The sequence below is a fragment of the Vibrio rotiferianus CAIM 577 = LMG 21460 genome (assembly GCF_002741985.1).
GTDB lineage: Bacteria > Pseudomonadota > Gammaproteobacteria > Enterobacterales > Vibrionaceae > Vibrio > Vibrio rotiferianus.
On the sequence record NZ_APHW01000104.1, the window covers coordinates 210,829 to 223,927 of the forward strand.

General features: G+C 45.4%; 12 protein-coding genes and 1 pseudogene. 6 read left to right on the forward strand and 7 right to left on the reverse strand.

What is annotated here, in order from left to right:
* Positions 1-124 precede the first annotated feature (124 nt).
* Complete coding sequence (locus B853_RS20635) at positions 125-1,120, forward strand: S66 family peptidase (protein ID WP_038884418.1); 996 nt, start codon at positions 125-127, stop codon at positions 1,118-1,120.
* A gap of 28 nt (positions 1,121-1,148) precedes the next feature.
* Here B853_RS20635 and B853_RS20640 read toward each other — a convergent pair whose 3' ends face one another.
* From B853_RS20640 to B853_RS26125, 4 genes are all read right to left on the reverse strand, one after another.
* A complete protein-coding gene (locus B853_RS20640; protein ID WP_038884420.1) occupies positions 1,149-2,225 on the reverse strand; it encodes a PQQ-dependent sugar dehydrogenase in 1,077 nt (358 codons plus the stop codon).
* A gap of 143 nt (positions 2,226-2,368) precedes the next feature.
* Positions 2,369-3,517 carry an L-threonine dehydrogenase gene (gene yiaY / locus B853_RS20645; protein ID WP_010451381.1) on the reverse strand — a complete coding sequence of 383 codons (1,149 nt, stop codon included), beginning with the start codon at positions 3,515-3,517 and terminating at the stop codon, positions 2,369-2,371.
* 333 nt (positions 3,518-3,850) lie between these two features.
* Positions 3,851-4,501, reverse strand: a complete 651-nt coding sequence (gene elbB, locus B853_RS20650) for an isoprenoid biosynthesis glyoxalase ElbB (RefSeq protein WP_010451382.1) — start codon at positions 4,499-4,501, stop codon at positions 3,851-3,853.
* Positions 4,502-4,513: 12 nt separating this feature from the next.
* Positions 4,514-4,660, reverse strand: a complete 147-nt coding sequence (locus B853_RS26125; protein ID WP_167381296.1) for a hypothetical protein — start codon at positions 4,658-4,660, stop codon at positions 4,514-4,516.
* A 129-nt stretch (positions 4,661-4,789) separates the two neighbouring features.
* On the opposite strand from B853_RS26125, the gene yddG reads away from it, so the two are divergent.
* Both yddG and B853_RS20660 read left to right on the forward strand, forming a co-directional pair.
* Positions 4,790-5,692, forward strand: a complete 903-nt coding sequence (yddG, locus tag B853_RS20655; RefSeq protein ID WP_038884421.1) for an aromatic amino acid DMT transporter YddG — start codon at positions 4,790-4,792, stop codon at positions 5,690-5,692.
* A 24-nt stretch (positions 5,693-5,716) separates the two neighbouring features.
* Positions 5,717-6,049: a hypothetical protein gene (locus tag B853_RS20660; RefSeq protein WP_010451385.1), complete on the forward strand. Its 333-nt coding sequence runs from the start codon at positions 5,717-5,719 to the stop codon at positions 6,047-6,049.
* A 963-nt stretch (positions 6,050-7,012) separates the two neighbouring features.
* Here B853_RS20660 and B853_RS20665 read toward each other — a convergent pair.
* Positions 7,013-7,906, reverse strand: a complete 894-nt coding sequence (locus B853_RS20665) for a cation diffusion facilitator family transporter (protein ID WP_010451386.1) — start codon at positions 7,904-7,906, stop codon at positions 7,013-7,015.
* 175 nt (positions 7,907-8,081) lie between these two features.
* Positions 8,082-8,960 carry a LysR family transcriptional regulator gene (locus B853_RS20670; protein ID WP_038884424.1) on the reverse strand — a complete coding sequence of 293 codons (879 nt, stop codon included), beginning with the start codon at positions 8,958-8,960 and terminating at the stop codon, positions 8,082-8,084.
* A gap of 49 nt (positions 8,961-9,009) precedes the next feature.
* On the opposite strand from B853_RS20670, the gene B853_RS20675 reads away from it, so the two are divergent.
* Positions 9,010-9,708 carry a class I SAM-dependent DNA methyltransferase gene (locus B853_RS20675; RefSeq protein ID WP_038884426.1) on the forward strand — a complete coding sequence of 233 codons (699 nt, stop codon included), beginning with the start codon at positions 9,010-9,012 and terminating at the stop codon, positions 9,706-9,708.
* 63 nt (positions 9,709-9,771) lie between these two features.
* Here B853_RS20675 and B853_RS20680 read toward each other — a convergent pair.
* A pseudogene (locus B853_RS20680) lies at positions 9,772-11,741 on the reverse strand (acetoacetate--CoA ligase).
* A 221-nt stretch (positions 11,742-11,962) separates the two neighbouring features.
* Here B853_RS20680 and phhA point away from each other — a divergent pair.
* Together phhA and B853_RS20695 are read left to right on the forward strand one after the other, a co-directional pair.
* Positions 11,963-12,757 carry a phenylalanine 4-monooxygenase gene (gene phhA / locus B853_RS20690; protein WP_038884431.1) on the forward strand — a complete coding sequence of 265 codons (795 nt, stop codon included), beginning with the start codon at positions 11,963-11,965 and terminating at the stop codon, positions 12,755-12,757.
* Positions 12,747-13,085: a 4a-hydroxytetrahydrobiopterin dehydratase gene (locus B853_RS20695; RefSeq protein WP_005433587.1), complete on the forward strand. Its 339-nt coding sequence runs from the start codon at positions 12,747-12,749 to the stop codon at positions 13,083-13,085. Before phhA ends, B853_RS20695 begins: the two co-directional genes overlap by 11 nt.
* Positions 13,086-13,099: the final 14 nt, after the last annotated feature.

The following is a 13,099-nucleotide window of genomic DNA, read 5'->3' on the forward strand; positions in this document are numbered from 1 at the left end:
GTGACCTCGTACAACAAAACCGAACGATCGTTTTAAAAAACAATTGGTTATTGTTAAGTGTAGGATCTTCTGTTTAGATTGTATGAAAATAAATCAATAGTGCATCACAAAACAAGGATGAGTCATGATAGTTCCAAAACCGTTACAAAAGGGCGATACCATCGGCTTTTTCTCTCCTTCATCTCCTGCCACAGTGTTTGCCCCCGAGCGTTTTGAGCGTGCTAAAGCGTATGTGGAGTCATGTGGATACCAGCTAAAAGCAGGAAGCTTAACGGGTAAAACTGACCAATATCGCTCGGGTTCGATTCAAGAGCGAGTGGAAGAGTTGAATGCGCTGATTCGTGATCCCGAAGTACGCTGTATTATGTCGACCATTGGCGGTTACAACAGTAACTCATTGCTGCCTTACATTGATTACGAGGCATTGAAGAAAGATCCCAAGATCATTGTTGGCTATTCGGATGTGACAGCCCTACTGATGGGCATTTACGCACAAACTGGCATCGTCACTTTCTATGGTCCTGCTTTGGTGGCTTCACTAGGTGAATTTCCGCCACTGGTGGACGAGACCTTTGCTTCGTTCGAATCGATAGTGAATACATTAGTTGGCTTGGAGCATCAATACACAATGCCTCAAGGGTGGACAGATGAATGGATAGAGTGGGGCGAACAAGATCGCGCAAAGCACACTTTGCAAAACCAGTGGCACTTCAAAGGCGAAGGCAAGATCACTGGACGTTTGATTGGTGGTAACCTCAACACCATGACAGGAATTTGGGCAAGTGAGTTTATGCCGAGTATTGAACGTGGCGATATTTTGCTGGTGGAAGATTGTTTGCAGGGGATTGAAACCGTAGAGCGTTCATTTGCGCTGCTTAAGCTCTCTGGGGTGTTTGATAAAGTCAGTGCGGTTGTGCTGGGCAAACATGAGAAGTTCAATGACAAAGGCACAGGACGTACACCAATAGATGTGTTACTGGAAGTTCTTAACGGTCAACCATTGCCGATTTTGTATGACTTTGATAGCTGCCATACTCACCCAATGCTGACCGTTCCATTGGGCTCGACCATGACGCTCGATTTTGACAATGAAACGGTGGCAGTCAGTTTAAAGAGCTAGCTTTGTCTGACTAGCTCGTCAGAGAAAACTATTTCTCCTCTAGACGAAATATTTTGCCGCTATCGGTAGAAAAGTAGATATAACCATCGGGGCTGATGGTTATATCTCTTACTCGCTCACCGAGATTCTCCATCAATCTTTTTGATTCGGTGAGCTCTCCATCCTCAATCGAAACCACGTTGATGTGCGCCAGTTTCAAGGCTCCAGCGAGGATTTTTCCGTCCAACTCTGGATACTTATCGCCACGGTACAAAATCATGTTACTTGGTGCGATAGAAGGGATGTAAACCAGCTTTGGATCTTCCATCCCGGGAAGCGATTTGGCTTCACCAACGTCCAACGGTCCCCAATATTCCTTACCATGAGAGACTTTTGCCCAGCCGTAGTTCGCGCCTTTCTTTATCAGGTTAATTTCATCACCGCCGCGCGGTCCATGTTCAATCGACCACAGCTGTTTTGTTGCTTCGTCATAAAACATGCCTTGCGGGTTGCGGTGCCCGTAACTCCAAATCTCGGGACGAGCCTCAGAAGGTTTGAATGGGTTGTTTTGCGGAACCGAACCATCAAGGTTGAGACGAAGAATACTGCCAGCATGGGTTTGAGTGTCTTGCCCATTATCACGTTCGCCGCGGTCACCAATCGAGAAGTAAACTTTGTCGTCAACAAACGCAATACGACTGCCGTAGTGACGTCCCGTGTCGGAGGTCGCGTTAGCGACAAATATGTCTTTCCAGCCAACAAGCTGATTATTTTGCAATTGTGCAGTCGCTAATGCCACCGTATTGCCTTTTCTAGTGCGCTTACTGTAGGTAAAGAAGAGCTGCGGGTTCAGCTTATCGGTATTCGGTGCGAGTGCGACATCCAATAAGCCTGCTTGCCCACTGTTATTTATGTCGGGGACGTTAAACTGCTTGTGAGGCTTGCCTGAAGTGATATCGAGCAATGAAACCGTACCGTTTTTTTCATTAATGATAACGCGTTGGTTATCTAAGAACTCAATTCCCCAGGGAATTTGCAATCCATTCGCTACCTCGTTAGCGCGGTATTCAGCAGCGCTGGCAGAAAAGGATAGACAAGCGAGTAGGGCGGCGGTAATCGTTCTCATGGTTCCTTCCAATATGAATCGTATTAATGCTTAAAAGCTAACACTAAAAGACCATGTTTGGCAGGGTATGCGAACATAAAAAAATCCCCGATACGAGATCGGGGATTGAATTAAGGCAATAGAGAATTAATTATTCAGCGAGATTACATCGCTTCTTCGAAGATCTTCGAGATTTCTTCGTGAGTTGCTTGTTTAGGGTTAGTGAAACCACAAGCGTCTTTAAGTGCGTTGTCTGCTAGTGTTGGGATGTCTTCTAGCTTCGCACCAAGTTCTTTAATACCTGAAGGGATGCCAACATCTTTCGCTAGTACAACGATAGCGTCGATAGCTGCTGCCGCACCTTGTTCTGCTGACATACCTTCTACATCTACGCCCATTGCTTTCGCTACATCGCGTAGGCGCTCTGGACATACTTGCGCGTTGTAACGCTGTACGTGAGGTAGAAGAATCGCGTTACAAACACCATGTGGTAGGTCGTAGAAACCACCTAGTTGGTGTGCCATTGCGTGCACGTAACCTAGAGACGCGTTGTTGAACGCCATACCAGCCATGAACTGTGCGTATGCCATTTGCTCACGAGCTTCTAGATCTTCACCATTTTTCACTGCTGTGCGTAGGTGCGCTTGAATTAATTCGATCGCTTTGATTGCTACTGCGTCAGTGATTGGTGTCGCTGCGATAGATACGTAAGCTTCAACGGCGTGCGTCAGTGCATCCATACCTGTCGCTGCTGTTAGCGAAGCTGGTTTAGCAAGCATTAGCTCAGGATCGTTTACAGAAATAAGCGGAGTAGTGTGCTTATCAACGATTGCCATCTTGATGTGACGTTCTTCGTCAGTGATGATGCAGAAACGAGTCATTTCAGATGCTGTACCAGCAGTCGTGTTGATTGCAATCAGTGGCATCATTGGTTTTGCTGACTGATCTACGCCTTCGTAATCAGCGATTTTGCCGCCGTTAGAAGCAACTAGCGCGATACCTTTTGCACAGTCGTGTGGTGAGCCGCCACCTAGAGAGATAACGAAGTCACACTCGTTATCAGAAAGAAGAGTTAAGCCTGCGTTTACGTTGCCAATTGTAGGGTTTGGCTGAGTGCCGTCAAATACAACAGTTTCAACGTCACGCTCAGTAAGAAGATCTTGTACCTGCTTTACTACGCCGATTTGGTTAAGGATTTTATCCGTAACGATCAAACCTTTTTTAAAGCCTTGAGATTGGATGCTGTCTGTTGCGTCTTTAAGGCAACCTGCGCCCATTAGGTTTACGGTAGGGATAAAAAATGCACTTGTCATATTGGATTGCTCCGTCGTTATTTTTAATAATCTTTCTTAATCTGTCATTTACTTTTGCATACCAAGTTCATGTTTGAGATTGATCTAGAACAAGAATAACCCCTTAGAGGTATCTTGAACGCAGAAAGTGTGATGGCAGTCTTGTTGCACAGTGAGGTGGTGCAACACCTACTTAACGTAGCTGAAATATTTCATTTATCACGCAAACGATTGGCAAAAATAGCAAGTTTTGTACGGTTAATCTCCCAATTCGACTAAAGTATAAAAAATCCCCATTGATGTTATATCTATCAATGGGGATTGGTATTTCGCCTTTAAGCAAACGTTTTCCTTTTAGGCGATTTTAACTAACTTATCTACTAATTTCTCAATACCTGATGCCGCTTGAGTTATATTCTCCGCTAACATATAAGCTGGTGTAGAAAGTACTTTGTGTTTTTCATCAAAGTGGACTTCATCAACTTGGCAATCAATGTGTTCACCACCCATGCGATTAAACGCCGCTGCCGTTGCTTCATCGTTACCAATCGTACCTTGTACGCCTTGGTCATAAACCAGTGGAATAATTGCTGGAGCAATACATAAATAACCAGCAGGTTTACCTGATTGAGCAAACGCTCGGCATGCTTGTGCCACGTGGGTATTGATAGAACACTCCGCACCGGAAACGGCGAAGTCAGTTAAGTTTTTTGCTGCGCCAAATCCACCAGGGAGAAGTAGGGCATCGTACTCGTCGACATTCAGTTTGGCGACATCATCAATGTTGCCGCGTGCAATACGCGCTGATTCGACTAGAACATTACGCGAGCCTTCCATTTCCTCGCCTGTCAGGTGATTAATGACGTGAAGTTGGTCAATGTTAGGTGCAAAGCAGTGCCATGTGGCGCCTGCTTTTTCGATAGCATAGAGTGCTAGTACCGCTTCGTGGATTTCTGCTCCGTCATAAACGCCGGAACCACTTAAAATAACTGCGATTTTCTTCATGATTGGATTCCCTTACTCTGAACGTTCCGTAGATTGTTCCTCACTATCTAAACTATGAGCTTCTGAACGTGTTTCAACGTTTTCACTTTCGTCTTCTTCTTCATAGTAGCGCACAACAAACGGTGTCAGCATGACACTGGAAGGAAGAAAATGTTTCATATCGACTCCAATCGCTTAATAGAGTAGTTCTTATACCGATTTTGGAAAAAGAGTACGTTGAAGCGGATCATTTTTGAGTTAAGCTGCAGTTTTCGTTGGTATTCATGAGCAGTAGGTCACACAGATAATATGCAATCTTATCAATTTCGTTTCACCCTCTATGGCTGTATCGCGATTCTTTGTTGGAGCTGTTTGCTCGGTATTGCTAGGTTGGTGACAGAGAGTCTAGGGCCAGTAGGAGGTGCAGCGATGCTGTACTCTCTGAGTTCGATTTTCTTGTTGGTTGTTGTTGGTATTCCCAAGCTGTCTTATTTCTCTCCCAAGTACTTAGTGCTGGGAGGAGCGATGTTCGTATGTTATGAAATTTTCCTCGCACTGGCATTGGGGTACTCAAACTCTCGAGCTCAAGCAATAGAGGTTTCTATTGTCAATTATCTCTGGCCTGCGCTAACCGTTTTGTTCGCTGTGTTGGGCAGTAATAAAAAGCTGAATTGGTTGTTGTACCCAGCAGTGACGTTGGCTTTTATTGGCGTTGCATGGACAGTTAGTGGTGACAACGGTCTATCTCCGACACAGTTAGTCGCTAATATTAGTAGCAATCCTCTGGTGTATTTTATGGCGTTTACTGGCGCAGTGATTTGGGCTGTATATTGCAACCTAACGCAACGACAACAATCAAAGCACAACGCAATTACGTTGTTCTTTATCGCAACGGCAGTATCTTTGTGGGTGAAGTATGCATTTGCAGATGAGCCACCAATGACATTCAGTTGGGAAGCTGCGGGTTATTTGCTCGCATCTGCTGCATTAATGGCGGGTGGCTACGGGTTGTGGAACATTGCGATCGTGGGTGGCAATATGGTGTTTCTCGCAACGTTGTCTTACTTCACGCCGATTTTCTCAGCTTTGTTTTCCTCTATTATTCTTGGGGTCACTCTGAGCCACAGCTTCTGGCAAGGCGTCGTGATGGTGACGGTTGGCTCGCTGATGTGCTGGCTAGTCACCAAAGAAAAGCGCGAAGCAGCAGGATAAATGAGTACTTAAAAGGAAATATCTATGAAACTCAAAACTATCGCAGGCCTATTTATGCTTTTTGCCCATCCTGTAGTCGCTGATTCAGCCCTACCTGAAGGAGCAATACAAGAAGGAAGCTTGTCGAATCAAAAATTGATCCAGGATGCTATGGTTGGTGTTGTCGCAGAGGTAGCGACTAGGGGGTGTGAAAGTCCAGAAAATTTCCTGCCATACGTTAAGGCGCTACCTCAAGGAGAGATCGGTTCAAGATATTGGCGTGAGATTTGGGTGGTCAAAGGCTGTGAGAAGACATACCCAATTAACTTATATTTTAGTGAAGATGGTGTAGGTGCGGCAAATTGGGTTATTGAATAACGTGCTAACAAAGCGTTTATGTCAGATTCGCCACGCTTGGTATTTGGGGTTGAAGTAACTTTTGTTTTTAACGCCACAATGGTTTCAGTGAGATGGAGGGGCTGAGAGTCCACAAGTCCCAGTTCAATATTACCAACCCCTCCTAACCTCCCCTTGTATTGGCATCTAAGCTCTCAACACTCCGAGTTAAAGGGGAGGGACTGGTCCTGCATTTGAGAATAATTCAGTGCTCATTGTTAGCATTCGCCGGATCAGTAGAAGAACGGTGAGCTGAAGTTAGCAAAGAATAGCTCTCCCCCTTGAACGCCGTATTCAAATGCGAAGCAACGCTAGTTAAGAAAAGGGGGAGTTGGAGGGGGTTGCAAGTGCACAAGCCACAGTTCAATGTACCAACCCCTCCTAACCTCCCCTTGTATTAGGCATCTAAGCTCTCAACACTCTGAGCCAAAGGGGAGGGACTGGTCCTGCATTTGAGAATAATTCAGTGCTCATTGTTAGCATTCGCTGGATCAGTAGAAGAACGGTGAGCTGAAGTTAGCAAAGAATAGCTCTCCCCCTTGAAAGCTGTATTCAAGTGCGATGTAACTCAGTCAAAAAAGGGGGAGGGGGAGTGGGGTGAATGCGCAAGTCAAAGTCCCAGTTCAATGTACCAACCCCTCCTAACCACCCTTTGTATTAGGCATCTAAGTTCTCAACACTCCGAGTTAAAGGGGAGGGACTGGTCCTGCATCCGAGAACAATCCAATACTTACCGTTAGCATTCACAAGACTTGCAGAATAACGGGGATCTTAAGTTAGCAAAGAACAGCTCTCCCCCTTGAACGCTGTGTTCAAATGCGGTGCAACTCAAGCCAATAAAAGGGGGGGGAGTTGGAGGGGGTTGCGAGTGCACCAACCGAACAAACAAAAAGCTCCCGAAAGTGGGAGCTTTTATTTTGAGTTCGAATGTTTTTCTGTGGCGTTTTAGCAAGCAACATTTAACTGCAATTGAAGCTTGAATCTGTGCTTCGATAGTCGCTTAGTAAGCTGCTTACGAGTGTGCTCTAGCGTATCCAGCTCTAGAGTATCGTCATCAATGTGAACGTCTACATTCACTCGTAACTCTTGACCTACCTTTGTCACACCAGCCAGTTTCAATTGGTGATCTGTGACTTTTTCAATTTCAAGTACGTCGTTCCCAACACTATGACAAAGCTCTTTGCTTGGTGCCATCATTAGTAGCTCACGTAATGCGCCAACCAGCATATCAAATGGTACTTTGAGGAAATAGAAGCCCATCAATACCATCATCATTGGGTCTGCATAGACCGCGTAATGTGCATATGGCGTTAGAGATACTAACCACGCAGCGATGAAACCGACTGTGACAGCAACACTTAGAAGTGTATCCATTTGCCATTGTTTTTTCTCAGCTTCGATCAGACCTGAAGAGAAGCGACGGCTTTTCTTCGCCATAAACCACCATGCATAGCCACAACCAATTACGTTGATTGCACCGAAGATAGTGGCAATTGAAGCGTCAACCTCGCGACCGCCAGATGTTAATGCCGCTACTGCTGAGAACAATGAGAACGCGACCACGACTAAAATTACAGCTGCTTTAATCGCGATAACGATTGGTTCTAGTATCGCTTTGCCAAAAGGAAAAATAGATTTTGATGGCTTGCTGATGTAGTACGAAGCTGCCAGTGACAATAAAGTTAACAGCAGGCTGACGAGAGAATATACACCGTCAAATACAATGACGATCGACCCAACAAGCAAGCCAAGTACCATTCCTCCTACTGCAAACCCAGAAGCTAAAAGGGCTGAGAAGATTAAGATACGGTTTTCGTTTTTGCTTGTCCTGTCACACATAAAAGATGCCTATAATTTTTACACCTTTATATTCTTCTCTTCTGAGTGAATTTAAGCAAATAGAAACTGTGTGACATTTAAACGATAAAGTGTACTACTGATGGTTGGTTCTTATTTTTCAATGACTTAGGTTGATTTTGTGCTGTCAATAATATTGACGCTCACTGTGAAACGTTTAGAAGTCGAATAAATACTCGCTTAATTTATCAGCCAGCCAACTCATTGCTGGGTGTTCTGTTTGGCCATTTGGAACAAACATACAGTAGTCTTCTTGCTTCAAACCATACGTATGTTTGATCACCGCAAGCTTCTGATGTCGCAAGTAATGTCGGATCAACGGCTCGGGTAAAACGCCCCATGCGTCTTCTTCCAAAATGGTGTTGAGCATATAGTCAAAACTTGAAAAACCAATATATCGAGTAGAAAAGGGTTGCAGCTCAGGGTTGTCTTTCTCGTTCAAATACACCATCAGAGCTTGCATTTGGTTACGTAGGTCTTCATCGGTTACACGACGCATTTTGCTTAAACGGTGATCGAAGCTGCACACCGACATCATGCGAATTTTACCCAGCGGGTTATAAACGATATGTGGGTCATCAACGCGTTCATAATCGACTCCAAACGCAAAGTCGACTTGTTGGGTACTCACTAAGTTGGCTAAGTCACCACTGGACGCTAGGATCAAGTTGAATGTCGTTGAAGGGAAGCGGTTATTAAGCGTATGAGATAGCTCTTGCCACAAGTCATCAGGTAGGGAGTCATCTCGGGCAACCCAAACTTCAGCGTTGAAACCATCTGAGACTTGGGCACAAGTTTTCTTGATGCGTTGTGCGGTAACGAGCAAGCTCTCACAATCTTTATAGATAGCTTTACCGGCTTCAGATAGGTTGAGTTGGTTACCAGTCCGGTTGAACAGTTCAACGTCTAGGTCTTTCTCTAAGGCTTTTATCGCCATACTGAGCTTAGTACGGTTGCAGTCGAGTTGACGCGCGGCCTCCGACACGGAGCCATATTCGGCGATGGCACAAAAAGCTTCGACTTGAGTTAAGTTCATGATTAAAAAAGACCTAAACTAAAATGATAATAATCGATAACGTAGATGAATGCGCGAACTAACGCTTAGAAAGATTATCGAAAAAAACACGGATTCGCCAGATAAGTCTATGGTGTTTTGGCGTTTTTGCGGTAATCTATGGGGGTTACAAGAAGTGAACATGGAGGCCACGATGGCACAAGATTGGGACGGCTTAGCAAAGAATTGGGAATCTAACCCAGCAACAGAACAATTTGCTCAGTCGGTGTTTGCACAGTTACAACAGCTTACTCAGCTTGATGGCATTAAAGTATTGGATTTTGGATGTGGGACAGGACAGTTAAGCCAACTGTTGTCACCATCCGCAAAAGAGATCGTGGCGCTAGATGCATCGGAAGCCATGATTGAAGAGCTTGATAAGAAAGAGCTAGATAATGTAGAGCCAATTGTTGATGCATTGACTCGTGGTTTGGTCGCTCAGCACCCAGCATTCCGTGGTCAGTTTGACCTAGTCGTTGCTTCTTCAGTGCTGGCTTTTATCGAAGACTACGAAACGTCTCTTGAGATTGCTCACTCGTTACTAAACGCTGGTGGTCACTTCGTGCATTTTGACTGGATCGCGGATTCAGCAAAAGGAGGCTTCACGCTAGCGAAATCAGAGAACGCACTCATCAAAGCAGGCTTTACTGAGGTAGAAACGAAGAAGGTCTTCGAAATCACGTCAGACGGTCACACAATGTCAGTATTAATGGGTGTAGGTCGCCGTTAATCCCCGACAAAGAACATAAGAAAAGCGAGCTATTTAGCTCGCTTTTTTGTTTACTTTGATTTGCTAGACAAACGTGAGTTGTCGAATTTCTTCCAGGACTTCTGGGTTCGAAATCGCACCTAAGTTCTCGACTTCCTTACCATTAATGACTTGTTTGACGGCAAGTTCCACCAGTTTACCTGAACGTGTTTTAGGAATGTCACTGATGGAGAATACTCGGCTTGGTACATGCCTTGGCGAGCAGGACGTTTTGAGTCGTGATTTAATTTCGGCAACTAATCCGTCATCTAAAGTGACACCAGAAGCGGTCTGCACAAATAGCCAAATTTGTTCGTTTCGATCGACCTCTTTACCTACAGCGATAGAATCTACGATGCCTTCAAGAGCATTCACTTGCTGATAAATTTCCGCAGTACCGATGCGCACACCGCCAGGGTTCAACAATGCATCGCTGCGACCATAGAAAATGAGCCCACCGTTCGCGCTTCGTTCTACATCATCACCGTGGTGCCAGAGATTATCGAACTTGTCCCAATAGGCGTTGTGGTATCGTTCACCCGTATCGTTCCAAAAGCCACAGGGAAGTTAGGCAAGGAATTGGTGCAGACGAGTTCACCGCGTAGCTCATTCACGCTTTGACCCTGTGAGTCGAACACTTGAACATCAATACCTAAACCAGCGTACTGGCATTCACCACGATAAACAGGCGAGATAGGGTTGCCTAAGACAAAGCAGCCACAGATGTCTGTTCCGCCTGAGATGGAAGCCAAATGGAGGTCTTGTTTGATGTGTTGATAGACGTAATCAAACTGTTCTGGATAAAGCACAGATCCAGTAGAGCAGAGTGTTCTTAAATTAGGGAGTGAGTAATCTTGGATGGGTGACAGTCCGGCTTTTTCTATCGCTTCTAGATACTTGGCGGCAGTGCCAAAGAGACTCACCTCGGCTCGCTGTGCTAAACCCCACAAAACATCAGGCGTTGGATGAACCGGGCTACCATCAAAGATCACCAAACATGCGCCGCTTGCAAGGGCAGACACGTGCCAGTTCCACATCATCCAGCCACAAGTTGTGTAGTAAAAAACACGATCTTTAGGCTGAATATCTGAATGAAGTTGGTGCTCTTTTAGGTGATTGATAATCGTGCCGCCAACCGAATGGACAATGCACTTAGGCTTGCCTGTCGTGCCGGAGGAATAAAGCACGAACAACGGGCTATTGAATTCCACGCGAGTATAGTGCAAGGGAGCAGGAGAATACTGATTAATGATGTTTTGCCAATCGTGAGTACAAACGTTGCACTCAAACACATTCGGTTTGAGGTAACCGATCTGACACACTTGTTTTAGCCCATCAAGATGATCCGCGATGTGATGGTTCTTCTCCGACATATCGAAGATCTTGCCATTGAAGGTATAACCATCGCAGGTGAACAGGACTTTTGGCTTCACTTGCCCGAAGCGCTCAATAACGCTTTCCACGCCAAAATCAGGGGAGGTAGACGTCCAAGTCGCGCCTAAGCTGGTGGTGGCTAGCATTGCAATAACGGTTTGTGGCATATGCGGCAAATAGCCTGCAACCACATCGCCTTGCTTGATGCCATATTCGACTAACCATTGTTGAACGCTCGAGACCTCGTCACAAAGCTGTTTCCAAGTGTAAGTCTGTTTGTCACCTCGTTCGTTTTCAAACCAAATCGCTAACTCATCCGCTTGCTGCTCTGCCAAACTGAGCAAGTTCTCTGCATAGTTAATTTGGGCTTGAGGGAACCACACAGCATCTCGATTTTGCATTGGTGATTGCCAACGGCTTTCACCTTGCGCTCTTACGGTATCGCCTTGCGTGCCAATTAGGTCGCAAAATTGCCAAACCTCTTTCCAGAAATGCTCGTTGTACTCCAAAGACCATTGGTGCAAATCAGAGTAGTTTTTGAGCTCGAAACCCTGCCGATTAATGTGCTCGATAAACTGCGTGATATTGGCTTGCTCGATTCGATCTTCCGTCGGCTGCCAGACTTTGTTGCTCTCGCGCATAGCTCCCTCTATAACAAAGTTTTAACGTTTTCAGTCTGAGGTGAACCAGAAATAAAGTCAAACTCGTTGGAGAAACTAGCTCCTTATGTATATCAGTGTGTTAGGTGTTAATGTAAAGAAAATGTTACACCTGAGTTTTGAGTGGAAAATGGTCAGGGGATTGGAAGGTGAAAAGAGTGTAGATAGGCTTAATGTAAAGGATTTGTTAACGGAGATGTGCAATGACTCAGTATCATTCAAAACCCGTCGATCAGGATGGAAGGGTAGAATGGAGCCATGAAGAGGATGCCATTTGGCGCGACTTGGTAACCAGACAAATGAGCGTGATTCAAGACCGTGCATGCGAAGCGTATCTGCACGGACTTAAGCTGCTTGATTTACCTCAGGACCGCGTGCCACAACTGCCCGAAATTAATCGTGTTTTGATGGAAACCACCGGCTGGCAAGTGGAGCCAGTGCCAGCGTTGATCGACTTTGATCGTTTCTTCAATCTGCTTGGCAACAAACGCTTCCCAGTCGCGACGTTTTTGAGAACGCGAGAAGAGTTTGATTACCTACAAGAGCCGGATTTCTTCCATGAGATTTTTGGTCATTGTGCCATGCTCACCAACCCTGATTTTGCCGCCTTTACCGAGCACTACGGACAGCTTGGACAAGCCGCGACACCGAAGCAGCGAGGGTACCTTGCGCGTCTATATTGGTTTACAGTCGAGTTCGGCTTGGTTCAAGAGGGTAGCAAAACCAAGATCTACGGTGGCGGTATCCTTTCATCTCCGGGAGAAACCATCTATTCATTGGAAAGCGACATCGCGATTAGAGACGAGTTTGACCTGCAAACTGTGCTAAGAACCCCTTACCGCATCGATATCATGCAACCGAAATACTACGTGATTGAAGAGTTGTCCCAGCTTTTCCAAATTAGCCAACTGAATTTATTGAAACAAGCCGATCTAGCGATTGAAGCCGGATTGCTTCCACCACTTTTTGAACCAAAGGAACCTGCTCATGTTGAATGAACAAAAATGCGAAGCTTGTAGTATCGATGCCATTGCACTTAGTAAAGAGGAACAACAGTCTCTGCTGCTGCAATTGTCTGATTGGCAGATCATTGAGAGAGATGAGATTCCTCAACTTGAGAAGGTCTACAAGTTTAAGAACTTCAAACAAGCGTGGGCGTTTAGCAACAAGATTGCTGAGCTTGCAGAAGATGAATTCCATCACCCATCTATCTTGTTAGAGTGGGGCAAAGTGACCATCACGTGGTGGAGCCATTCTATTAAAGGTCTGCATAAGAACGACTTTATCTGTGCTTCGAAGTGCGATGCGTTGGCGATTGAAGAATAGAGCTGAGTTATTAA